Here is a 21,347-nt window from a genome sequence, read left to right on the forward strand (position 1 = left end):
AACCGCCCGGCGGCGGCGGCGGCGCCAAAAGCGCCTGCGGTGGCGGTCTGGTGAAAGCCGACCTGATAATGCCCACGCCCAAGCCACAGGCCGGTGCGGATCGACAGTTCCATCCCGATCAGGGCCGCGATCTTCATTGCATTGCGCCCGGCCCCGACCTGTTCGGCGACGGCCAACGCGGCGGGAATGACAGCGACCGACGGGTGCCCGATATGGGCAAAATGGGTGTCGTCATAGTCCAGCGCGTGGGAGATGGTGCCATTGGCCAGCGCTGCCATCCGCGCGGGCACCTGGGAGCTGCCAAACAGGGTGGCCTGCGGCGCGCCTGCTTCGGACAGGGCCTGATCGCGCAGCAGCCGCGACACTGGTTCCTCGGTTCCGGCAATGCCACAGGCCAGCCAGTCCAGCGCCGAGAGCCGCGCCATCTGGCGGGCCAACCCGGTGGGCTGTAGGTCTGAAGTGGCAAACTCAGCCAGCTGGCCAGTCAAGGTCGTATTCATCGCTTAGGCTTCCTGTGTTCAGGGCAGCCTAGCCATATAGCTCAGCCGCGCGGCGCTCAAATGCCTTCACAATACGCTGCATCGCTTCGTTGAAGACAACCCCGATGATGCCCTGCAACACCGCATTTTTGAACTCAAAATCAACAAAGAAGGTCACATCACAGGTGCCATCCTCGCGCGCAGCAAAGCTCCAGTTTGATTTCATGTAGCGAAAGGGGCCGTCCAGATACTCGGTATCGATCTTCATATCATCGGCAAACAGCGTCACCCGGCTACCAAAACGTTCGCGGAACACCTTGAAAGAGATCACCAGATCCGCCTCCATCACCTCGGCCGGGCCTTGTTGCTTGCGGCTGCGAATGCGGGCGGCGGCGCACCAGGGCAGGAACTTTGGATATTGTGCCACATCCGCTACAAGCCCGTACATCTGCTGTGCGGTATAGGGCATCTGGCGGTTTTCTGAGTGAACTGGCATGGGCGACATCAATTTTCTTGCTATGATCGTGTCGCGTCATGTCCTATGAACGCGCGGAAATTTCAAGGGGTCAGCCATGCCACAGCGTCCATATGTCATCGATGTGATGATTTCAGCCAAAACCATTGCAGCCCGCATCGAGGAGCTGTGTGACGAAATCACCCAGGAATTTGGCGACACGGACAAGCTGGTTGTTGTTGGCCTGCTGCGCGGCAGCTTTGTGTTTATTGCCGATCTAGTGCGCGAGTTGGACCTGCCGATTGAGGTCGATTTTCTCGAGGCGTCTTCCTATGGGGACGGCATGGAGAGCAGTCGGGAAGTGCGCATTCTCAAAGACTTGCGCGGCGCTATTGAAGGGCGCGACGTGCTGGTGGTGGAAGATATCGTTGATACCGGCCACACCCTGAACCATGTCACGCATCTGCTGGCGAGCCGCAAACCGGCACGGCTGAAATCCATTGCCCTGCTGGACAAGCCGTCGCGCCGCGAGGTGGATTTCCGCTCGGATTGGATTGGCTTTGAAATTCCCGATGAATTTGTTGTGGGCTATGGCATCGACTTTGCACAGCGCAATCGAAACCTGCCCTATATCGGCAAGGTGCGTTTCACCGACGAGAGCTGACTTTCACAGGCGCCACACTGAAAAAGGGACAGAGCCATGACAGAACTCTGTGGAGGCTGCTTGTGTGGCGACGTCCGGATTACCGCCACAGGCCAGCCTTACCGGGTGGGTCTTTGTCACTGTATGGACTGCCGCAAACACCACGGGGCGCTGTTTCACGCCTCCGCCATCTTCCCACAAGATGCAGTGACCATCACCGGCACACCCCACAGCTATGCGGGGCGTTTCTTTTGCCCAAAATGTGGCTCTTCGGTATTTTCCCGCAGCGAGGATGAGATCGAAGTTCACCTCGGGATCCTGGACCAGCCAAACCAGCTTTCCCCGACATATGAGCTGTGGTGCATCCGCCGCGAATCCTGGCTGCCTGATTTTTCAAACAGCAAGCAATACCCGCAAGACAGGGAAAGTGACCACCGGAGCGAAAACAGCTGCGAGGGGGAGAAGTGACAGGCATCACATCTTTGCAGCGCTCCGCCAGATGTGATGCCTGTCGCCTGGAAAGTCGTGACTAGGCCAGCCCGAGTTTGGCGTTGCGGGCGGCGCGCAGGCGGGCAAAATCATCGCCCGCGTGATAAGAAGAGCGTGTCAGCGGCGTCGCCGATACCATATGGAATCCCTTGCCATAGGCGGCTTTCTCGTAGGATTTGAACTCATCCGGCGTTACAAAACGATCCACTGCGTGGTGTTTTGGTGTTGGCTGCAGGTACTGGCCAATGGTGAGAAAATCAATATCGGCGGCCCGCATGTCGTCCATCACCTGACGCACAGCTTGTTCATCCTCGCCCAGACCAACCATGATGCCCGATTTGGTGAACATCGACGGATCCAGCTCTTTCACCCGCTGCAACAGGCGCAGAGAGTGGAAATAGCGCGCGCCGGGGCGCACCTCGGGGTAGAGGCCAGGCACTGTTTCCAGGTTGTGGTTGAACACATCGGGACGCGCCTCGATGATCTGTTCAATCACCGCCATGTCACATTTGATGAAATCAGGCGTCAGGATCTCGATGGTGGTCGAGGGGCTGCGGTGGCGCACGGCGCGGATGGTCTGGGCAAAATGCTCTGCCCCGCCATCGGTGATATCGTCGCGATCCACCGAGGTGATGACCACGTGGTTCAAACCCAGTTTCTGCACCGCATGGGCCACGCGGCCCGGCTCAAACGCGTCCAGATCTTCGGGGGGTTTGCCGGTGGCAATATTGCAGAAGGTACAGGCACGGGTGCAGACCTCGCCCATGATCATCATGGTGGCGTGACCCTGGCTCCAGCACTCGCCGACATTCGGACAACCGGCCTCTTCGCAGACCGTAACCAGCCCGTTATCGCGCATGATCTTATGGGTTTCCGCATAGCCCTTGCCGCCGGGGGCTTTGACCCGGATCCAGCTGGGTTTCTTTGGCTGGGCATTATCCGGGCGATTTGCCTTTTCGGGATGCCGTTGCTCGGGAATTTTGAGATCACGCATGGTGGGTCCGCTTCTGGCCTGTGTTCCTAGGTGACTTAGCACGTTCATTCCTTGGCGTCACCGCGACAATGAAATATCGGCAATGCAAGTGATGCATAGCACCACCGTCTAGCGTTGTTTGCCTAACATTATTTGGTTCAAAAACCCTTTCACAATTTTGCGACCCTGGCGCTGCAAAAGCGGCAAAAATTTAGACATTTGTGCCTATTTTCAACGCAGTCGGTCGCCTTTGCATGACTGTTTTGCGACAGTAGCCAGAGATGGTTGCACTGAATTTAGAACTATTATAAACGCCTGCCAAACTGGTTCATCATCAACGGAGTTGTAATATGAAAGCTGGCGTAAAACTGCCCGACGTGACATTCAAAACCCGCGTACGCGACGAAGCTGTAGGCGGTCCCAACCCGTTCCGCTGGGAAGACAAAACCACCGCGGATTACTTTGCAGGCAAGCGGGTTGTGCTGTTCTCCCTGCCCGGCGCCTTTACGCCCACATGCTCCACCTACCAGCTGCCCGGCTTTGAAAAAGGTTTTGCCGATTTTCAGGCCGAAGGCATCGATGCCATCTACTGCATGTCGGTCAACGACAGCTTTGTGATGAACAAATGGGCCGAATCGCAAAACCTGGAAAACGTCAATGTCATCCCTGATGGCTCTGGTGAGTTCACCCGCAAAATGGGCATGCTCGTCGCCAAGGACAACCTGGGCTTTGGCGCACGTTCCTGGCGCTATGCGGCCATCGTCAACGATGGCGTTGTCGAAGCCTGGTTCGAAGAGCCTGGCCTGTGCGACAACCACGGCGAAGACCCCTATGGCGTCTCCTCCCCAGAAAACCTGATGAAGCACCTGCAGGCGGCAAAAGAAACTGCGGCGGCCTAAGCCACCCGGTTCTGCAAAACCTGTTTAAGGCTCGGGCTCGCCAGTGGCGGGCCCGTAGTCTTTTTGCGCTTGCTGCAAAATGGCCTGACCCGTCTGCCGCGCCACTTGGGCCAGATCCTGAAACCATACTGATTCTGCGGTACTGGCGCGGCGGATCAAGCCAATCCTGCGCTTTGGTTGCGGCGCGCCAAAGCGTTGAACACACAGCCCCTGTGCCGCGTTACATTCTGCAGCCAATGCAAGTTCGGGCATCAAGGTCAGGCCAAAACCAGCGGCAACCAGGCGGGACAGAGTCGCCAGCGACCCTGCCCCCATGTTGATCCCCGAGGCAGAGCGGGCAACGCCACAAACCTCCAGCGTCTGATCCGTCAGGCAATGGCCATCCTCAAGCAGCATCAACTGGTTGGCCTTCAGATCCGAGGGTTCAACCCTTGGGTGCCCGGCATTGACCTGCGCCAGACGATTGGCCGAGCCTGCCAGCAAAAAGTGATCTTCGAACAGCTCTTCCTCTACCAGTCCCGCGCCACCACTGGGCAAGGCCATAATGGCCACATCCAATGCGCCATTATGCAAAGCCTCCAACAGGCGCTCAGTTCTGGCCTCACGCACCTGAATATTCAGGTGTAGATCATGGGCCCGCAGATCAGCCAGAAACCCGGGGAGCAAATAGGGCGCTATGGTAGGAATCACCCCCAAGGACAGGCTGCGACGCCCGCTGCTTTGATCCTGTGCCAGACGTTCCAGCCGACCAGCAGACAGCAGGATTTCTTCACTTTGCGCCAGCACCTCGCGCCCCAAAGGCGTCAGCACCACATCCCGCGCTCGACGTTCGACCAGAATTCCCCCCATCAGGTCTTCCAAGGCTTTGATCTGTACAGACAAAGCAGGCTGAGACACATGGCAGGCCTGAGCGGCGCGGCCAAAATTGCGATGCTCACACAGCGCCTTGAAATAACCAATTTGTCGAAGGGTAAATCTCATAGGAGCACCCTATCAAATACGCCACTCGCGACAATAACTGATTATCGCAGCAAGTAGCAAATACCTGCCAAATTTGCACCTTCCGCATTGCCGCGCACGGTTCGCCCAGCTGCGCCGTAACGGCCGAAGGCCCGCCCGTTCAGCCAATCAGCTGATTGCCATGGGTGTCACCGAGGCGCTCGTCCGTTTCATCGTAGAAGGCTTTTAACTGGGCCAGGGCAATCCGCAGGACGATTTTTCCAGACCGTGCCGACCATCCCAGATGGCGCTCGGCCGCTTCCAGCCCCTCCAGGTGACAACAGCACCGCAGCGCAATATCATTCAGACCGGACCCCATGGCCGCCATGGCTGCTGCGGCCCGCTTTTTGGCAGCCTTAGAGGCAGCGCTCCGCTTTGGCGGCTTGGATCTCCCACATCCCTCTGACGCGGCAAAATAGGCCCTGCTCTGCGCCAGATGATCGCCGACCTGGGCCAATTCAAAATCCTCCCGCAGGCGTTTTCCCGCATCGACCAGCTCACGCGGCAAAAACGGTTCGCCGCTTTTGTCCTGCAACCGCGCCAGCATATCCAGCGGCGTTTCCCCCAGCCCATAGCGCGTGCGACGTTCTTTGGGTCTGTCGCCCCGTCCCGGCAGAAACCTGTGCTGGGTTTCGCTGAACCCCTGCTCCAGATTGGCCCGCGCCCGGTTCTCGCGGTCTGCCATCAAGCGACTGTACACCGTACGCCCCATTGGGGTGATATGATAGCGGCGCAGGCGGCCAGGCCGGGTGCAACTGATCCACCCCAAAAGCGCCATGTTCCCCGCCAGCCCCTGCTCCACCGCAAGCTTGCTCATGGCACTGTCACCTTCGCGCACGACAACGGCCTTTTCCATGCCGTCCGCCACAGCCAAAATCGCGCCACTTTGACAGAGCCTTGCCAAGACTTCCAAAGCGGCGGTTCTGAGCGTCGCGGAATCAGCAAAATGTTGGAATTTTGGCGCCGCCAGCCGATCAAAATGAGCCGCCGCCAATTCACCCAATGCGCAGTCAATCAAAGGATCATCGCGGCGATTCTCGACCCGGCGTATCTGACGCAACACGGTCGAGGGATGGCATTTCAGCTCCCTGGCCAACTGACGGATCGAACAGCCGCCTTCGGTGTGGTCCAGATATCTCTGCACCTCAGGGGGGACCCATTCTGGGAGTGATTGTGCTGACTGTCTTTGCATGAATACTGATCTCCGGTCGTCAGTCAGGCAAATAGTCCACATTCCGCCCCCAAGGTTCCCCACAGAGACAGAGAGTTTACCCGATTGATTTTGAACAGAACTTCGAGTTATCCATCATTGTTTCCAAAAACTCATCAATCAACAAACAATAGACCGCGCGGTAAACCTCTCCCTGCGGCAACACCCGCATTGGTTGTGTTACGATTCCGATCACTCGCACAGCAAAAGGGACATCAAAATGCAGGACCTTCTGAGCCGCCTAAAAACTCTTCATCGCCCCAGGCTTCTGGTTAGAACCGCCCGTATTGGCGCCAGCAGCTATAGCCGGGAGCGGGATTTGCGCCGAATTCTTGGCACTGAAAAACCTGCAAGACCCGCAGCCGCGCTCATGCGCTTATTGGACCTTGAACATGAGGTGAATCAACAGCGCCTGAGTGGGGATGCAGGCTATGCCATCACCCGCCATGTGGAGGTGCTGATCGCCATGCTGGGGGAATCCGCCTATCTTTCCCCGCCGAACTCTCAGGACAGGCCCGACGAAGCGACCGCCCAAAACACTCCCCCAGTGCCAAACGAAAACAGGCAGCGGCCATTATAGCCCCTGCCTGAAACATTTTCGCCTTATGCGGGAAAAAATTGCCCCGCCTGGGCACCATCAAATCTACATGAAAGCATCCGGCGACTCTGCTTTTTTCTCAGCAACAAAGGCCTCCAATGCCTCCCTGATTGCCGGATCCAGCGCCGGAGCCTGATAGTTTGACAGAAGATAATCCACCCGGCTTGTGGCCAGGGAATAGGTATCGCGCGCGCCCTCTTCTTCCCAGGTTTCAAAGGGTTTGTAGTCCAGCAGATCAGACTTCCAGAAAGCGGTTTTGAAGTTCGCCTGGGTATGCGCACAGCCCAGGTAGTGGCCGCCGGGGCCAACTTCGCGGATCGCATCCATCGCCTGATCGTCTTCGGAAACTGGCACACCTTTGGCGAGCCCATGCAAAGTGCCCAGTTGATCGGCATCCATGACAAACTTTTCAAAGTCAGCCACCAGCCCACCTTCGAGCCAGCCACAAGAGTGCAGCATGAAGTTCACCCCTGACAACAGCCCCATGTTGAGCGAGTTTGCGGTCTCATAGGCGGCCTGCGCGTCGGGCAGTTTGGAGCCGCAGAAGGACCCGGCAGAGCGGAACGGCAGGTTCAAACGGCGTGCCAGCTGACCGGCGCCATAGGTGACAAGCGAGGCCTCGGGCGTGCCAAAGGTTGGCGCACCAGAGTTCATGTCGATCGAGGAAACAAAGGCGCCAAAGATCGCCGGGGCACCGGGACGGACCAGCTGGCTATAGGCAACACCGGCCATGACTTCGGCCAGAACCTGCGTCAGGGTGCCTGCCACAGAAACCGGTGCCATGGCACCGCCGACGATAAAGGGAGAGATGATGCAGGCCTGGTTATTGGCGGCATAGACCTCCAGCGAGCCCATCATTACATCGTCAAATGTCATCGGCGAGTTGATATTGGTCAGCGAGGTCATCACGGTGTTGTTCTGTACGAACTCCTTGCCAAACAGAATCCCGCACATATCAACCGAATCCTGCGCCCGGCTTGGCTCGGTCACCGAGCCCATAAAGGGCTTGTCGGACAGGGTCATATGGGCCAGCAGCATGTCCAGGTGACGTTTGTTCACCGGGATATCCGTGGGCTCACAAACGGTCCCGCCCGAATGGTGCAACCACTTGGACATGTAGGCGAGTTTCACGAACTTGTTGAAGTCTTCCATGGTCGCATAACGACGGCCACCTTTGGCATCGCGCACAAATGGGGGGCCATAAACCGGTGCCAAAACCATGTTGTTGCCGCCGATGACCACAGATTTTTCCGGGTTACGGGCGTGCTGTGTGAACTCGGCAGGGGCTGTGGCGCAGAGTTTGCGGGCCAGGCCACGGGGGATGCGCACCCGTTCGCCCTGAACGTCAGCACCAGCATCGCGCCAACGCTGCAGCGCTGCCGGATTGTCCACAAAGTTTACGCCAACCTCTTCGAGGATGATATCCGCATTGGCTTCAATGGTCTCCAGCGCCTCTTGGGTCAGAACCTCGAAGTTGGGGATATTGCGCTGAATGTACTTTGCGGTTTCAATCTTGATGCTAGTACGTTCTGCGCGGCGGGCGGCGCCGCCGCCACCTCTGCTCCGACGACGTGGTGCTTCTTCAGCCATGGTCAGCCCTCTTGAAGGAATTTCATTGAAAGACATTTAGCCCGCCACGTGCCGCCACCGCCGAAGGATAACGGCCTATCCGGTTGGAAAGCGACATCTAACGAGCATTTTTCACCTTAACCCCGCCGACTTCCCCCATCGACGTGCGTGACGATGCCCCAGGGGATGCCACAGGGGCAGGCAAGATTGGCAAAGTTTTTCACTTCCCAGCCGCTCGTGGCATAACTGTGCTCTTGCCAGACAGAGACGCAGGGCCTATGAGCCAAACATGAGCCAGACATCCCATGACCGCCTTCTTATCATAGACTTTGGCAGCCAGGTTACGCAGCTTATTGCGCGCCGCCTGCGTGAGCTGAATGTCTATTGCGAAATTCACCCCTACCAGAACGTCACAATGGATTTTGTGCGCCAATTGGCGCCCAAGGCCGTGATCTTTTCCGGTGGCCCAGACAGCGTGACCCGCGAGGGTAGCCCCCGCGTGCCGCAAGAGATCTTTGAAATCGGTGTGCCGATTCTCGGGATCTGCTATGGCCAGCAAGTGATGATGCATCAGCTCGGAGGCATGGTCGAAAGCGGCCATGGCACCGCCGAGTTTGGCCGCGCCTATGTAAAGCCCACCATTGCCTCGCCGGCGCTGCTGGAAGGCTGGTTTCAGGACGACGCAGACCGCGAGCAGGTCTGGATGTCCCATGGTGACCATGTAAGCAAACTAGCGCCAGGGTTTGAGGTCTACGGCACCTCGCCCAATGCGCCCTTTGCCATCACCGCGGATATCAGCCGCAATTTCTACGCGGTGCAGTTCCACCCCGAAGTGCACCACACCCCCAATGGCGCCAAGCTTTATGAAAACTTTGTGCGACTCGCGGGCTTTAGCGGCGACTGGACCATGGGCCTGTACCGCGAGCAGGCAATTGCCGCGATCCGCGAACAGGTTGGCGACAAAAAGGTGATCTGCGGTCTGTCCGGCGGCGTTGACAGCTCGGTTACCGCCGTTTTGCTGCACGAAGCCATTGGCGATCAGCTTACTTGCGTCTTTGTTGACCACGGGCTGTTGCGCAAGGGGGAGGCCGATGAGGTCGTCTCCATGTTCCGCGACAACTACAACATGCAGTTCATCCACGCAGACGAGCAGGACCTGTTCCTGGGCGAGCTGGAAGGCCAATCTGACCCCGAAACCAAGCGCAAGATCATCGGCAAGCTGTTTATTGATGTGTTCCAGAAACACGCCAATACCATTGAGGGCGCCGAGTTCCTGGCACAGGGGACGCTTTACCCTGATGTCATTGAATCCGTTAGCTTCTCTGGTGGTCCTTCGGTCACCATCAAAAGCCACCACAACGTTGGCGGGCTGCCGGAAAAGATGGGCCTGAAACTGGTTGAGCCGCTGCGCGAATTGTTCAAGGATGAAGTTCGCGCATTGGGCCGTGAACTGGGTCTGCCTGCCAGCTTTATTGGCCGCCACCCCTTCCCCGGACCCGGTCTTGCCATCCGTTGCCCCGGTGAGATCACCCGCGAAAAGCTGGAAATCCTGCGCGAAGCCGATGCCGTCTATATCGACCAAATCCGCAAACATGGTCTCTATGATGAGATCTGGCAGGCCTTTGTCGCCATTCTGCCAGTGCGCACCGTAGGGGTGATGGGCGATGGGCGGACCTATGATTTTGCCTGTGCCCTGCGCGCGGTCACATCCGTTGATGGCATGACGGCGGATTATTATCCGTTCAGCCATGAATTCCTCGGCGAGACCTCCACCCGGATCATCAACGAGGTAAAGGGCATCAACCGCTGTACCTATGACATCACCTCGAAACCTCCGGGCACCATCGAGTGGGAATAAGCCCCCCTTCGCGATGACAAGTGATCCGCCCCGGCCCCCGTGCCGGGGCTTTCTTTTGCACTCTCTCGTTTCGCCGCCCATTGACGCGACCGGCAATACGGGGTCCTGTGAGGCCGAGCGCGAAATCCAAAGGAATCCACCAATGACTGCTGAAATCAAAATACTGCCAGCGGCGTTGTGGATGTTGGGTGCTATCGGCTCCTTTTCGGCCATGGCCATTGCAGGGCGCGAAGCGGGTCAGACGCTCGATACCTTTGAAATCATGAGCTATCGCAGCTTGGTTGGGGTGATCATCGTAGCAGTTTTGATCACGGTGAAAGGCAACTGGGGCAGCGTCAAGACAGACCGCCTGAGCAGCCATCTGGTGCGAAACCTGGCCCATTTCACCGGTCAGAACCTGTGGTTCTTTGCGGTCACGCTGATCCCCCTGGCCCAGGTTTTTGCGCTGGAATTCACCTCGCCGCTTTGGGTCGTGGTGCTCTCCCCGCTGCTGCTGGGGGAGCGGTTGACGCTGATCCGCGGGCTTTCGGTTATGCTCGGGTTCATGGGCATCCTGATTGTTGCCCGCCCCTCTCCTGAAACGCTCAACGCTGGGGTGGTTGCCGCCGCAAGCTGTGCAATCTTTTTTGCACTGACGGTTATTTTCACCAAACGCCTGACCCGCAATGAAGGCATTGCATCGATCCTGTTTTGGCTCACCTCCATGCAGTTGGTCATGGGGCTGATCATGGCAGGATGGGATGGGGACATCACCCTGCCCAGCCTCGAAATCCTGCCCTTGGTCCTGCTCATCGGGATGGCTGGTCTGGCGGCCCATTTCTGCTTTACCAATGCGCTGTCGATCGCGCCTGCAACGGTGGTGGTGCCCTTTGACTTTGCCCGCCTGCCAGTGATCGCTGTGCTGGCCATGGTGATCTACGGCGAGGCCGTGGTGGTTTGGACATTTGTCGGCGCCGGCCTGATTTTTGTGGCCAATTACCTCAACATCCTTGAAGCGGCGGGGCGGATCCGCCTCCCCAAACCCCGTCCCTCCTGAGGGCTGCGGCGTCACAGCAGAATTGACCAAGCCGCCAGAGCCGACTAGCAAGGCCGGACGACAATAGGAAAGACGGGTCAATGCTATATAAGAGTGCACAAGACTGGCGCGCCGCGCCGCAAAAACGCATTTTGTTCTTTGGGATGTCCGGGCTTGGCAAGACCTATATCAGCAATATCCTGCGCAATGCAGGCAGCTGGTTTCACTACTCGATAGATTACCGTATCGGCACCCGCTACATGGGCGAATTTATCGCCGACAATGCCAAGTCCGAAGCGATGAAAAACCCATTTCTGCGGGACCTGCTGCTGTCAGACTCGATCTACATTGGCTCCAATATCACCTTTGAGAACCTGAACCCGGTTTCCTCCTATCTGGGCAAACCCGGCGACCCTGCCAAGGGCGGCTTGGCTATGGCTGAATATCGGCGCCGTCAGGATCAGTTCCGCAAGGCCGAAATCAACGCCCTGCTGGACACCCAGTATTTTGCCGACCGCGCGACCCGGCTGTATGGCTACCCCAATTTCATCTGCGACACCGGCGGGTCGATCTGCGAATGGGTAGATGCGGATGATCCCAAGGATCCTGTGCTGACTGCGCTTTCCCAACAGTGCCTTTTGGTCTGGATCAAAGGCGATGACGCCCATACCGAAGAGCTGATCCGCCGTTTTGACCGCGCCCCAAAACCGATGTCCTATCAACCGGAGTTCCTGCAACGGACCTGGGAAGACTATCTCAACCAAATGGGCCTATCAGAAGGGGATGTCGATCCTGACGCCTTTATTCGCTGGACCTACGCCCAGGCCTTGGCCCATCGCCAGCCGCGCTATGCGGCGATGGCAAAAAACTGGGGCGTTACCGTCACCGCGGATCAAATCTCTGCGATCAAAACCGAAGCTGATTTCAATGAGTTGATCGCCCAAACACTTGAGCCCTAAGCCAAACCTGCCTATCTACCTGTACTCTGGACCACTGCCCCCAAAACCGAGGACCTGACATGCCTATCAAGATCCCTTCTGACCTGCCCGCCTTTGACGTTCTGACGAACGAAGGCGTCATGGTCATGTCGCCGGATCAAGCGGCACGTCAGGATATTCGCCCCCTGCGCATTGGTCTGCTGAATTTGATGCCAAAAAAGATTCAGACCGAAAACCAGTTTGCCCGTCTGATTGGTGCCACCCCCTTGCAAATCGACCTCACCTTGATCCGCATGACCGAGCATCAGGCGCGCAACACAGCGGCCGAACACATGGAGGAGTTTTACCGCTCCTTCCAGGAGGTGAAGGACCAAAGGTTTGACGGGGTGCTGATCACCGGCGCGCCGATTGAACATCTGCCGTTCCAAGATGTCACCTACTGGGACGAGCTCTGCGAGGTTTTTGACTGGACGCAAACAAACGTGCACTCGACCTTTGGCGTCTGCTGGGGCGGCATGGCGATGATCAACTATTTCCACGGCGTCAAAAAGCACATCTTGGATCACAAGGCCTTTGGCTGCTTTCGCCATCAGAACCTTGCGGCCTCCTCGCCCTATCTGCGTGGGTTTTCGGATGACTGTGTGATCCCGGTTTCCCGCTGGACAGAAATTCGCCAGGATGAAATCGACGCGGCCCCCGGCCTGACAACCCTGCTGGGCAGCGAAGAGGCTGGCCCCTGTCTGGTGCAGGACCCGGCGCATCGGGCGCTGTATATTTTCAACCATTTTGAATATGACAGCGACACCCTGAAACAGGAATATGACCGCGACATCGCCACTGGAACGGCAATCAACGTGCCGCAAAACTACTACCCTAATGATGACCCCAGCCAGCCGCCGCAGAACCGCTGGCGCAGCCATGCGCATCTGCTTTATGGCAACTGGATCAACGAGATCTACCAGTCCACGCCCTTTGACATGGCGCATATCGGACGCTAGGGGTCAGCCACATACATGAGGGGCAGCCCGCGAAAATGGCCTGTGCGGCGCTCCGTTTGTACGTGCAGACCTATCGCCTTTCCCCTCCTTGGGGCTGGATATTGCCTGCGCGGAGCTTTGATCGGAGTGAAAGCGATTCACATCCCCCCCGGTTTTGCCCTATAAAGGCCTGACCAAAGAGGAGTTTTCCAATGAAACTGCCATTTGACGGCGCCATCAGCAGCTACTTCAAAAGCAAAGCTCCCAAAGCCCTGGCCAACTGTATCAAAGACAGTGACAAAAGCGACATTCTGGCGCCGAACTTCCCCTATTCCGAGCGCATGCGGCGCAAGGATTATGAGAAAGAAATCAAATCCTTGCAGGTCGAACTGGTCAAGTTGCAGGCCTGGGTCAAAGACAGCGGTGCGCGGATCGCCATTGTTTTTGAGGGCCGCGATGCGGCTGGCAAAGGGGGCACGATCAAACGGTTTCGCGAGAACCTCAACCCAAGGGGCGCCCGCGTTGTCGCCCTGTCCAAACCCAGCGAGCCAGAACAAACCCAGTGGTATTTCCAGCGCTACGTCGATCACCTGCCCTCTGGCGGTGAAATCACGTTTTTTGACCGCAGCTGGTACAATCGCGGCGTTGTCGAACATGTGTTTGGCTTTTGCACCCCAGAGCAGCGCGAGCGGTTCTTTCGTCAGGTAGGCGGTTTTGAAGAGGCCCTGGTTGATGACGGGATTATCCTGTTCAAATTCTGGCTGAACGTCAGCCGCCCCGAACAGTTGCGTCGCTTTCTGGCCCGCGAAAGCGATCCGTTGAAGCAATGGAAGCTGAGCCCGATTGATGTGAAAGGGCTAGAGAAATGGGACGACTATTCCGCAGCCATCGAAGAGACCCTCAGCAAAAGCCATAGCGCCCATGCTCCCTGGTGTGTGATCCGCTCTGATGACAAACGTCGCGCCCGTCTTTCGGCCATTCGTACCGTATTGCATGCCATTGATTATAAGAACAAAGATGAAAAAGCCATCGGAGCGGTGAACAAAGACATCTGCATCGGACCGGAAAACTGGGATGTCTAAACGCGGCTATCATCACGGCAATCTACGGCAAGCTCTGGTTGAGGCAGCCCTGCGTCTGATCGAGATGAAAGGCCCTACCGGCTTTACGCTCTCCGAGGCTGCAAAACAGGCTGGGGTGACCCCTGCCGCCGTTTACCGCCACTTTGAAGGCCGCGAAGATCTGATTGCAGAGGCTGCGCGTCAGGGTTTTTTGATGTTTGCCGACCTGATGCAGCATGCCTATGATAAATATCAGCCCTCACCTCTGGCCGCCTTTGAGGCCACAGGACGTGCCTATCTCGCCTTTGCGCGCAAACACCCCGGCCATTACATCGCCATGTTCGAAAGCGGCATCGCCAGCAACCGCACTCCGGAACTGGCCGAGGCGGCCCATCGCGCCCGTCAAATTCTGGAACGCGCCGCAGATGATCTGAGCCAACAAATTCCGGCGGACAAACGTCCCCCTGCCTCGATGTTTTCCGCCCATATCCTGGCAATGAGCCACGGTGTGGTCGAGCTCTATGCCCGCAACACTCCGGGCGCGACCTCACCCTTTCCGCCAGAAGATCTGCTGGAAACCGGCATCGGTATCTATCTGCGTGGCCTGGGTCTGATCGAGCCGGACAGCTAACGCTGCAAAAGGCGTCGCCGCACAGAAAAAGGCCTCAAAGAATTCGGGGCGCTTGTCGATCGTCTTTCAGAGATTTCGCTGCTCAGGCGGCGGCTTCATCCCCTTCAAAGACAACCAAGTCCCTGACGATCGTTTTCAGCTCAGCAACCAGCTCTAGCGTCGGCACAGTCGACAAAAGCGGCGCCATACCCTCGATGAGTTCCTCTGGCAGGTTCCACCAGGCAAGATCCTGAAGCGCCGCAATCATGTCATCGTCAAAACGTTTGCGCTGGAAAGTCGCCGGATTGCCGCCCCAGATCTCAAAGGGACCAATATCCTTAAAAACAGTGGCGTTGGCCGCAATGACCGCACCGTCAGCGATCTTCACTCCCGGCATGATGGTCGCGCCGTGGCCGATCCAGACATCATTGCCGATGATGACATCCATGTCCCTCTGATTGTCCTCAGGGACATGCTCATCCTGAAAAATCTGTTCCACAGGGAAGCTGGCAATGCGGTTAATCTTGTGCCGCCCCCCAAGGATGATTTTCACCTCTTCCGCAATGGAGCAAAAGGAACCGATCGCAACATTGGTCCCTTCCCCTGTATTATGGAAAGTGATGTCGTCGCAGCCCAGGGTGAAACGCCCAATGACTGCTTTGCCGTTGCCAATCGGCGTTTCGGTGATCATTGATTCATTCAATGCTGGTTTCTCCCCTAATTGTACCCGTTCTGGGCATGGCTCACATTAGCGGCAAAATGTTTGAAAACTGTTTAAGTCGCTTATCGCCAACCCCACCGACGAGACGCGGGCGCGCGGCTGGCGCAAGACCTTGGCCTGGCTAAACAGCGACCTGGATGAACAGCTTTTGCAAAACCGCCCCAAACAGGTTGAGTCCCATGGGGTAAACAATTCACAAAAGAAAAAGGGCCGCCCGAAGGCAGCCCCCAAAACCACATATGTGGTGAATTTAACGCTTGGAGAACTGGAAGGAACGACGCGCTTTGCGGCGGCCAAACTTCTTACGTTCAACAACACGGCTGTCGCGTGTCAGGAAGCCAGCGGCTTTCAGAGCGCCGCGCAGGGCGGGATCATAAAGCTGCAGCGCCTTGGAAACACCGTGCTTAACCGCACCGGCCTGACCGGAAAGACCGCCACCTTTGACCGTCGCGTAGACGTCAAACTGGTCTTCGACACCGGCAACCGTGAACGGCTGGCGCAGGATCATCTGCAGAACCGGGCGGGCGAAGTAGGCTTTCATTTCCTTGCCGTTCACCACAACCTTGCCGGAGCCAGGCTTGATCCAGACGCGGGCAACCGCATCTTTACGCTTACCAGTGGCATAGGCACGGCCCAGTTCGTCACGAACGGGTTCACGGGCGATGATGTCTTCGGCGACAACCTCAACGCCAGCAACGGCGCTCAGCTCTTCGAGAGTGTTGATCTGATCAGTCATCGATATCAGCTCCGCGTGTTTTTCTTGTTCATGGACTTCACGTCCAGAACTTCAGGCGCCTGGGCTTCATGCCCATGTTCGGTGCCAGCATAGATGCGCAGGTTGGTCATCTGCTGACGCGACAGGCGGTTGCCTGGCAGCATGCGTTTGACCGCCTGATAGACAACACGCTCGGGGTGCTTGCCTTCCAGGATTTCCTGCTTGGTGCGGGATTTGATGCCACCGGGGTGACCGGTGTGCCAGTAGAAGTGCTCGTCGCGCTTCTTGCCGGTCATCTGGATTTTCTCGGCATTGATCACGATGACGTTGTCACCCATGTCCATATGCGGAGTGAAGGTTGCTTTGTGCTTACCACGCAGGCGCATGGCAATGATCGATGCGAGACGGCCCAGCACGACGCCTTCGGCGTCAATGATGATCCATTTCTTGTCGATATCTGCCGGTGTAGCAGAGAAGGTTTTCATGGCAGGTCAATCCTGTTTGTCGTGACGACGCAGAACAAAGGTCCAGCGCCCGATTTGATGGACAGGGTTTACGGAGTTCCCCGACCCACGTCAATGCCAGCAAACATGTTTAAAGTGTTTGTTTTCAATATCTTAAAAAATAGGTATAATAATACCCCAAAACATAAGACTGAACTTTCCGGCTGATCAGTCCCCCCGTGACATTTGCACACCATCGCCCCCCTATGTCCCCAAGAAGTGTTCTTCCGCCCTCAAAAGAGATTACACAAGACCAACTCAACTCAAAGGTTACACATGAGACTTTCAACACTCCTGATTTTCCCACTCGCCTTTATTGTCACTGCTTGCACGCAGGGCGTTCCGGTTAAACAGCCCCCTATCACCGTCTCGCTCAAAAATAACACAGCTGCTGATCGAGTCGTTGGCTACACCAAACCGGTAATCCGGACATTTGTTCCAGCAGAGACCTCGCAAGAACTTCAAAACCAATACGAATCCAACCCCAACTCCAGACCCGGCGGTGTGCAACGCACGGAAATTACTGGCGCCACCTGTACTATTGATACCGCAGAATTCTCGGCGCAGTTTCAAACCCCGGCTATTGTTCATCTACCTAAATTCCACGGCAAACCTTCCCAGCTCAGAATGACCTGTAAAACACCGGAACTTTCGACACATTATACCCACGACCCAACGCTTGATGGGGTTGTTGTTGTGGAGACCTCAGTTGCCGGGCTTATCGCCGCAGCGGTCATGACTGGCATTCTCGCAAGCAAGGACAATTGGTCCTATAGCACCGGCGAATCCAACGTTTGGATCGATCTCGCAGAGAAGTAATACATAGCCCCGCCCGACAGATTATCACACGCTGATCTGCTCGGGCGGGTTGTCCAACAAGGTGCGCAGCCGCTGCATGGCCTCTTCAAACCGCTTAAGACTGACATGACCATTGACGCAGATGCGCACCGCGTTGGGCGCGCGTCCATCACGCAGGGCAAATTCATCTGCCGACCGGATTTGAACCCCCTTGGCCTCGGCTGCGCGGGTAAAGGCGGCTGAACGCCAGCCTGCCGGGAGTTTCAGCCACAAAAACGGCACCTCATCGTTCCAGACCAGTTCAAAACCGCCCAGTGCATTCACTGCAACCCGGACATATTTGGCCATCTCCCGGCGCACCTCGCGCGCCAGCTCCTTGGTGCGGGGGTCTGACAGCAGGATCCGGGTGACTTCCGCCAGTGGCTGGGCCAGACCAAAATAGCTGTACTCCGCAGCCCGGCGCAGATCCTGCGACCGCCCCGTGGGGGCCAGCGCAAAGCCAACCCGCAGCGCCGGTGTCAGGTTCTTGGATATCGAAAACACATGCCAGGTCATATCCGGTGCCAGTGCGCGGTAACTTGGCGCCTTGGCCTCTCCCATCCGGTAGCAATCATCCTCGACGATCTGCACCCCATGGCGCCGCGCGACTTCGACGATTTCTTGCCGCCGTTTCAGGGGGGTGAACAGGCCAGTCGGATTGTGCACTTCTGGACTGGTACAAAGTACCTGCGCGCCAGATTTGCGAATCGCTAGCTCTAACGAGTCTGGTACAATTCCCTGTTCATCCATGGCGACACCCAGGACTTTGGCCCGCAACAGCTCTGCGGCCCGGCGGAATCCTGCATAGGACAGATCCTCCACCAGGATCACCGGCTGCGGGTCCCGCAGCACTGTCTGCAACACTGTCAGGATACCATTTTGCCCCCCATGGGTCAGAACCACATCCGCCTCCCCCAATGGCCCCAGTGCCTGGCCCTCCAGCCAATGCACCACGGCCTGTCGCACCGGCAGATAGGCATCCCGTGTGGGATAGTTCAAGAACAGCAAAGGGTCGCCTCTGGAGACTTGCTCCATCGCCTGGCGCAGGGCAGAAACCTGCCCAACATCCACCATGCGTGGGCTAAACAGACTGACGTGATGGGGATCTCTGGCTTCTTGCAGGTGCAGCTCGCGGGACCAGACATCGTCCAGAACGCGGCTTTGCTTTTCCGCAACAAAGGTGCCGCGCCCAACCTCCGCCTGCAACAACCCCTCATCCGTCAAGAGCGTATAGGCCCGCGCAACAGTGCCGGGTGTGATCCTCAGCTGGTAGGCCAATTCCCGCACCGGTGGCAGCTTTGTGCCGCATTGCAAAACGCCATCATCAACCGCCGTGCGGATGGTATCCGCGACCCGCTGGTATTTCGGCCCGGATTTACCTTCGAGGTCCGGCGACCAAATTGTACCCATTACAATCCATCCTTAGACAGCCAGTTTTATTCATTGTATCAAATTTATATAACAGACAATTGGGATTGTATCAACACAATAAAGGAACCGACCATGACAACTTCTGCAACCCAGACCCCATCGCACACCTCCTACCTGAACAGCCGCCCTGCCCTGCCAGTGCTGGCACAGGCGGCCGTTGCTTTTGCAGTCCTCGTCACCAAATGGTCGATCCGTCACACCACGCGAAAAGAGCTGCGCCATCTTAGCGCAGAGCAACTGAATGACATTGGGATTTCCCGCGAGGAAGCTCATTATCAAGGAACTCTTCCGTTCTGGCGCCCTTGATCCCCTGGGCAAAGGAACCAACTGATGGCCGGGGCTTGTCCCCGGCCCTTTTTATTTATTACCCCTCTAAATCTTACCTCCGCCCCCCTTTTTAGCCCGCGCCCTGCACGCCACTTTAGCCGCCTTTCGAGCAAGCGTGCCAACTGCGGTTGGCTTGCAGCCTGCCTGTGGCCCATGCTAGGGAGAGCCACGTTTTGTTGGGGACAGCCCCAACCCTATTCCCGATCTTGTTGCACTGGCGGTCCGCCTTCCCAACAAGACGCCGGTCAAGACCAGAGGTGCACTTTGGATCACTCGGATTGCTCTGCACGGCCGCCCAGCACCCTCTGGGTGCTAACGTGAGTGACACCACGGACCACCTGCCCGCAGTGTCAAAGCCAGCCCCGTCGCATTGCCCCACGGTCAGCGCTGATCGCCCGCGCAAAGCCACTGCTGCAAGCCTGGACGCCCTGACGCGGGCTGATCGCACAGATCACTTTATCCGCCGGGACAATAGGATCTTTGCCGGCACCCATCTCATCATCGAGGTGATGGAAGCGACCGGGCTGGACTGCGAACAGCGCATTCAAGACGCCTTTCGCCGGGCGGCCACCCTATGTGGCGCAACCCTGCTGCATATCCATACTCACAAATTCTCTCCCCAGGGCGTTTCTGGCGTCGCGGTGCTCGGAGAAAGTCACATCACCGTCCACACCTGGCCAGAGATCGGCTACGGCGCCTTCGATGTGTTCATGTGCGGCGATGCCGAGCCATGGAAGGCGGTTGAGGTGTTCAAAGACGCCTTTGACACCGATGAGGTCGCAGTGCGGGAGCTGCTGCGCGGCGCCGAACTGCTGTCAGATCCGGGCGCTTAATACGCCCAGGTGTTTGCCACCAGCACCACCTGCTGCCGCGCGCCGCAGGCCCTAGGCATGCAAGGCAATTCGATTACAGATAATACGTGGATTGCGGCGTCCCCAATCGGTAAAGAGATCGGCCATGATGGTGCCGCTGAGCTGCTCAAGCATCTGGGATCCGATCTCTCGCCCGCCCTGTTGACCAAAGGCAACCACCTCATCACTGATTGCAACCTCGGGCAGCTCCGTCACATCTGCCACGATGGTATTCATCGAAATTGCCCCCATCACCGGGCAGCTCTGCCCCCGGATCAGCACTTCGGCACCCTGAGCCCCCTGGGCGCTTTGGGCAAACCGACGGCTGTAGCCATTTGCATATCCCAAAGCAACGCTGGCAAGGCGCCTGTCACGGTGCAGAACTGCGGTTCGATCATAGCCGATTGTGCTGCCCTTGGGATAGGATCCAACGCTGATCACCTGAGATTTCAGCGTCAATGCGGGATGGAACGCCGGGCTGGGACCGGCGATGCCAAACAGGATGGCACCACAACGCATCATATCCACCTGCGGATCCAATCCGGAAACCAGGGTCAACGTGCTGCCGGCGTGGATCATAACGTCCTGACGCCGCAGATCACTGTTGGCAAAGATCCAGGCGACATCCCGTTGAAACCTTGCGATATTTTCCACCAGCTCATCACTGTGATTAGACGGAAAATGGGTGCAAAGCCCGACGATCTTCCCCGCTCCCAGTTTCAAAATATTGCCACAGGCTCGCCGTCCCTGCGGTGTCGACAGCTCTACGCCATCGCGCGACATCCCATTGGCATTCAGTGAGATATGCAGCTTTGGCAGCGGCTTCTCTCCCAGCCTGTCCCGAATTGCCAGTAGCCCCTCCTCTGAACCCACCAGCTCCTGGACATCCTCTCCCAAGGCGCTTTTGACCTCATCCGGTGTGGCTGTGCGCAGACGCAGGATCGCCCCGGTGAAACCAGCCGCCCGCACCGCGCGGGCCTCGCCGTTGGAGGAAATCCCGATACGGCTCACCCCCTGGGCCATCAACACAGGCACCACGTTTTCAATGCCATGCCCATAGGCATCCGCTTTGATTACGGCACAAAGCCGGGTCTGCGCAGGCAGCCGATCCAGGGTATGGCGCAGGTTCTGCGAAATCTGCGCCGGGGAAATCTCGCACCAGGCGCTTTCGTTTGGGTGATCCGTCATGG

General features: G+C 57.4%; 24 protein-coding genes. 13 read left to right on the forward strand and 11 right to left on the reverse strand.

All coding sequences use genetic code 11. The features are described from left to right. A partial coding sequence (locus QZ268_RS16310) for an MmgE/PrpD family protein (RefSeq protein ID WP_295454696.1) occupies window positions 1-500 on the reverse strand: 500 nt, incomplete at its 3' end. Window positions 501-528: 28 nt separating this feature from the next. Then, the gene (locus QZ268_RS16315) at window positions 529-975 is read right to left on the reverse strand and encodes a type II toxin-antitoxin system RatA family toxin (protein ID WP_295454698.1); all 447 of its coding nucleotides are present in this window, start codon (window positions 973-975) and stop codon (window positions 529-531) included. Between the two features lie 76 nt (window positions 976-1,051). On the opposite strand from QZ268_RS16315, the gene hpt reads away from it, so the two are divergent. Then, window positions 1,052-1,597 carry a hypoxanthine phosphoribosyltransferase gene (hpt, locus tag QZ268_RS16320; protein WP_295454699.1) on the forward strand — a complete coding sequence of 182 codons (546 nt, stop codon included), beginning with the start codon at window positions 1,052-1,054 and terminating at the stop codon, window positions 1,595-1,597. Between the two features lie 36 nt (window positions 1,598-1,633). Continuing rightward, on the forward strand, window positions 1,634-2,044 hold the full coding sequence (locus tag QZ268_RS16325; RefSeq protein WP_295454701.1) for a GFA family protein: 411 nt from the start codon (window positions 1,634-1,636) through the stop codon (window positions 2,042-2,044). 61 nt (window positions 2,045-2,105) lie between these two features. Here the strand turns inward: QZ268_RS16325 and lipA are convergent, their stop codons facing one another. Continuing rightward, window positions 2,106-3,059 (reverse strand): lipoyl synthase, encoded by a 954-nt coding sequence (gene lipA / locus QZ268_RS16330; protein WP_295454702.1) that lies wholly within the window; start codon window positions 3,057-3,059, stop codon window positions 2,106-2,108. A 329-nt stretch (window positions 3,060-3,388) separates the two neighbouring features. Between lipA and QZ268_RS16335 the strand changes: the two genes are divergently transcribed. Continuing rightward, complete coding sequence (locus QZ268_RS16335) at window positions 3,389-3,937, forward strand: peroxiredoxin (protein ID WP_295454704.1); 549 nt, start codon at window positions 3,389-3,391, stop codon at window positions 3,935-3,937. A 24-nt stretch (window positions 3,938-3,961) separates the two neighbouring features. Here the strand turns inward: QZ268_RS16335 and QZ268_RS16340 are convergent, their stop codons facing one another. Together QZ268_RS16340 and QZ268_RS16345 are read right to left on the reverse strand one after the other, a co-directional pair. Continuing rightward, on the reverse strand, window positions 3,962-4,918 hold the full coding sequence (locus QZ268_RS16340; RefSeq protein ID WP_295454705.1) for a hydrogen peroxide-inducible genes activator: 957 nt from the start codon (window positions 4,916-4,918) through the stop codon (window positions 3,962-3,964). A 139-nt stretch (window positions 4,919-5,057) separates the two neighbouring features. Continuing rightward, on the reverse strand, window positions 5,058-6,128 hold the full coding sequence (locus QZ268_RS16345) for a DUF6456 domain-containing protein (RefSeq protein ID WP_295454707.1): 1,071 nt from the start codon (window positions 6,126-6,128) through the stop codon (window positions 5,058-5,060). 238 nt (window positions 6,129-6,366) lie between these two features. Between QZ268_RS16345 and QZ268_RS16350 the strand changes: the two genes are divergently transcribed. Further along, window positions 6,367-6,726, forward strand: coding sequence for a DUF6477 family protein (locus QZ268_RS16350; RefSeq protein WP_295454708.1), 360 nt, complete (start codon window positions 6,367-6,369; stop codon window positions 6,724-6,726). A 63-nt stretch (window positions 6,727-6,789) separates the two neighbouring features. Here the strand turns inward: QZ268_RS16350 and QZ268_RS16355 are convergent, their stop codons facing one another. Beyond that, window positions 6,790-8,334 (reverse strand): trimethylamine methyltransferase family protein, encoded by a 1,545-nt coding sequence (locus QZ268_RS16355; protein WP_295454710.1) that lies wholly within the window; start codon window positions 8,332-8,334, stop codon window positions 6,790-6,792. Window positions 8,335-8,602: 268 nt separating this feature from the next. On the opposite strand from QZ268_RS16355, the gene guaA reads away from it, so the two are divergent. The 6 genes from guaA to QZ268_RS16385 all read left to right on the forward strand — a co-directional run bounded on the left by guaA (window position 8,603) and on the right by QZ268_RS16385 (window position 14,793). Beyond that, window positions 8,603-10,171, forward strand: a complete 1,569-nt coding sequence (gene guaA / locus QZ268_RS16360; protein ID WP_295454711.1) for a glutamine-hydrolyzing GMP synthase — start codon at window positions 8,603-8,605, stop codon at window positions 10,169-10,171. A 142-nt stretch (window positions 10,172-10,313) separates the two neighbouring features. Beyond that, on the forward strand, window positions 10,314-11,207 hold the full coding sequence (locus QZ268_RS16365) for a DMT family transporter (RefSeq protein ID WP_295454713.1): 894 nt from the start codon (window positions 10,314-10,316) through the stop codon (window positions 11,205-11,207). Between the two features lie 80 nt (window positions 11,208-11,287). Then, the gene (locus QZ268_RS16370; RefSeq protein WP_295454715.1) at window positions 11,288-12,145 is read left to right on the forward strand and encodes an ATPase; all 858 of its coding nucleotides are present in this window, start codon (window positions 11,288-11,290) and stop codon (window positions 12,143-12,145) included. Window positions 12,146-12,204: 59 nt separating this feature from the next. After that, window positions 12,205-13,122, forward strand: coding sequence for a homoserine O-succinyltransferase (gene metA / locus QZ268_RS16375; RefSeq protein ID WP_295454716.1), 918 nt, complete (start codon window positions 12,205-12,207; stop codon window positions 13,120-13,122). 191 nt (window positions 13,123-13,313) lie between these two features. Then, window positions 13,314-14,183 carry a polyphosphate kinase 2 gene (ppk2, locus tag QZ268_RS16380; protein WP_295454718.1) on the forward strand — a complete coding sequence of 290 codons (870 nt, stop codon included), beginning with the start codon at window positions 13,314-13,316 and terminating at the stop codon, window positions 14,181-14,183. Next, the gene (locus tag QZ268_RS16385) at window positions 14,176-14,793 is read left to right on the forward strand and encodes a TetR/AcrR family transcriptional regulator (protein WP_295454720.1); all 618 of its coding nucleotides are present in this window, start codon (window positions 14,176-14,178) and stop codon (window positions 14,791-14,793) included. Before ppk2 ends, QZ268_RS16385 begins: the two co-directional genes overlap by 8 nt. An 82-nt stretch (window positions 14,794-14,875) precedes the next feature. Here QZ268_RS16385 and QZ268_RS16390 read toward each other — a convergent pair whose 3' ends face one another. The 3 genes from QZ268_RS16390 to rplM form a co-directional block, all read right to left on the reverse strand. Beyond that, a complete protein-coding gene (locus QZ268_RS16390; RefSeq protein ID WP_295454722.1) occupies window positions 14,876-15,475 on the reverse strand; it encodes a CatB-related O-acetyltransferase in 600 nt (199 codons plus the stop codon). A 268-nt stretch (window positions 15,476-15,743) separates the two neighbouring features. After that, on the reverse strand, window positions 15,744-16,229 hold the full coding sequence (gene rpsI / locus QZ268_RS16395) for a 30S ribosomal protein S9 (protein ID WP_295454723.1): 486 nt from the start codon (window positions 16,227-16,229) through the stop codon (window positions 15,744-15,746). Between the two features lie 5 nt (window positions 16,230-16,234). Then, the gene (gene rplM / locus QZ268_RS16400) at window positions 16,235-16,693 is read right to left on the reverse strand and encodes a 50S ribosomal protein L13 (protein WP_122073589.1); all 459 of its coding nucleotides are present in this window, start codon (window positions 16,691-16,693) and stop codon (window positions 16,235-16,237) included. A gap of 294 nt (window positions 16,694-16,987) precedes the next feature. On the opposite strand from rplM, the gene QZ268_RS16405 reads away from it, so the two are divergent. After that, entirely contained in the window at window positions 16,988-17,530 is a 543-nt protein-coding gene (locus tag QZ268_RS16405; protein WP_295454726.1) for a hypothetical protein, read from the forward strand. 24 nt (window positions 17,531-17,554) lie between these two features. Here the strand turns inward: QZ268_RS16405 and QZ268_RS16410 are convergent, their stop codons facing one another. Next, window positions 17,555-18,958, reverse strand: coding sequence for a PLP-dependent aminotransferase family protein (locus QZ268_RS16410; RefSeq protein WP_295454728.1), 1,404 nt, complete (start codon window positions 18,956-18,958; stop codon window positions 17,555-17,557). Between the two features lie 93 nt (window positions 18,959-19,051). Between QZ268_RS16410 and QZ268_RS16415 the strand changes: the two genes are divergently transcribed. Both QZ268_RS16415 and speD read left to right on the forward strand, forming a co-directional pair. Next, the gene (locus tag QZ268_RS16415; RefSeq protein ID WP_295454730.1) at window positions 19,052-19,285 is read left to right on the forward strand and encodes a DUF1127 domain-containing protein; all 234 of its coding nucleotides are present in this window, start codon (window positions 19,052-19,054) and stop codon (window positions 19,283-19,285) included. A gap of 440 nt (window positions 19,286-19,725) precedes the next feature. Then, on the forward strand, window positions 19,726-20,139 hold the full coding sequence (gene speD / locus QZ268_RS16420; RefSeq protein WP_349376599.1) for an adenosylmethionine decarboxylase: 414 nt from the start codon (window positions 19,726-19,728) through the stop codon (window positions 20,137-20,139). Between the two features lie 51 nt (window positions 20,140-20,190). On the opposite strand, the gene alr is transcribed toward speD, so the two are convergent. Next, on the reverse strand, window positions 20,191-21,345 hold the full coding sequence (gene alr / locus QZ268_RS16425; RefSeq protein ID WP_295454734.1) for an alanine racemase: 1,155 nt from the start codon (window positions 21,343-21,345) through the stop codon (window positions 20,191-20,193). Window positions 21,346-21,347: the final 2 nt, after the last annotated feature.

The organism is uncultured Pseudophaeobacter sp., from assembly GCA_905479575.1.
In the GTDB taxonomy this organism is placed as follows: Bacteria; Pseudomonadota; Alphaproteobacteria; order Rhodobacterales; family Rhodobacteraceae; genus Pseudophaeobacter.

Excerpts from the sequence above, each read along its gene's own strand:
- QZ268_RS16315 (WP_295454698.1), bottom strand. The coding sequence starts at position 975 with ATGCCAGTTCACTCAGAAAACCGCCAGATGCCCTATACCGCACAGCAG.
- hpt (WP_295454699.1), top strand. The coding sequence starts at position 1,052 with ATGCCACAGCGTCCATATGTCATCGATGTGATGATTTCAGCCAAAACC.
- QZ268_RS16325 (WP_295454701.1), top strand. The coding sequence starts at position 1,634 with ATGACAGAACTCTGTGGAGGCTGCTTGTGTGGCGACGTCCGGATTACC.
- lipA (WP_295454702.1), bottom strand. The coding sequence starts at position 3,059 with ATGCGTGATCTCAAAATTCCCGAGCAACGGCATCCCGAAAAGGCAAAT.
- QZ268_RS16335 (WP_295454704.1), top strand. The coding sequence starts at position 3,389 with ATGAAAGCTGGCGTAAAACTGCCCGACGTGACATTCAAAACCCGCGTA.
- QZ268_RS16340 (WP_295454705.1), bottom strand. The coding sequence starts at position 4,918 with ATGAGATTTACCCTTCGACAAATTGGTTATTTCAAGGCGCTGTGTGAG.
- QZ268_RS16345 (WP_295454707.1), bottom strand. The coding sequence starts at position 6,128 with ATGCAAAGACAGTCAGCACAATCACTCCCAGAATGGGTCCCCCCTGAG.
- QZ268_RS16350 (WP_295454708.1), top strand. The coding sequence starts at position 6,367 with ATGCAGGACCTTCTGAGCCGCCTAAAAACTCTTCATCGCCCCAGGCTT.
- QZ268_RS16355 (WP_295454710.1), bottom strand. The coding sequence starts at position 8,334 with ATGGCTGAAGAAGCACCACGTCGTCGGAGCAGAGGTGGCGGCGGCGCC.
- guaA (WP_295454711.1), top strand. The coding sequence starts at position 8,603 with ATGAGCCAGACATCCCATGACCGCCTTCTTATCATAGACTTTGGCAGC.
- QZ268_RS16365 (WP_295454713.1), top strand. The coding sequence starts at position 10,314 with ATGACTGCTGAAATCAAAATACTGCCAGCGGCGTTGTGGATGTTGGGT.
- QZ268_RS16370 (WP_295454715.1), top strand. The coding sequence starts at position 11,288 with ATGCTATATAAGAGTGCACAAGACTGGCGCGCCGCGCCGCAAAAACGC.
- metA (WP_295454716.1), top strand. The coding sequence starts at position 12,205 with ATGCCTATCAAGATCCCTTCTGACCTGCCCGCCTTTGACGTTCTGACG.
- ppk2 (WP_295454718.1), top strand. The coding sequence starts at position 13,314 with ATGAAACTGCCATTTGACGGCGCCATCAGCAGCTACTTCAAAAGCAAA.
- QZ268_RS16385 (WP_295454720.1), top strand. The coding sequence starts at position 14,176 with ATGTCTAAACGCGGCTATCATCACGGCAATCTACGGCAAGCTCTGGTT.
- rpsI (WP_295454723.1), bottom strand. The coding sequence starts at position 16,229 with ATGACTGATCAGATCAACACTCTCGAAGAGCTGAGCGCCGTTGCTGGC.
- rplM (WP_122073589.1), bottom strand. The coding sequence starts at position 16,693 with ATGAAAACCTTCTCTGCTACACCGGCAGATATCGACAAGAAATGGATC.
- QZ268_RS16405 (WP_295454726.1), top strand. The coding sequence starts at position 16,988 with ATGAGACTTTCAACACTCCTGATTTTCCCACTCGCCTTTATTGTCACT.
- QZ268_RS16410 (WP_295454728.1), bottom strand. The coding sequence starts at position 18,958 with ATGGGTACAATTTGGTCGCCGGACCTCGAAGGTAAATCCGGGCCGAAA.
- QZ268_RS16415 (WP_295454730.1), top strand. The coding sequence starts at position 19,052 with ATGACAACTTCTGCAACCCAGACCCCATCGCACACCTCCTACCTGAAC.
- alr (WP_295454734.1), bottom strand. The coding sequence starts at position 21,345 with ATGACGGATCACCCAAACGAAAGCGCCTGGTGCGAGATTTCCCCGGCG.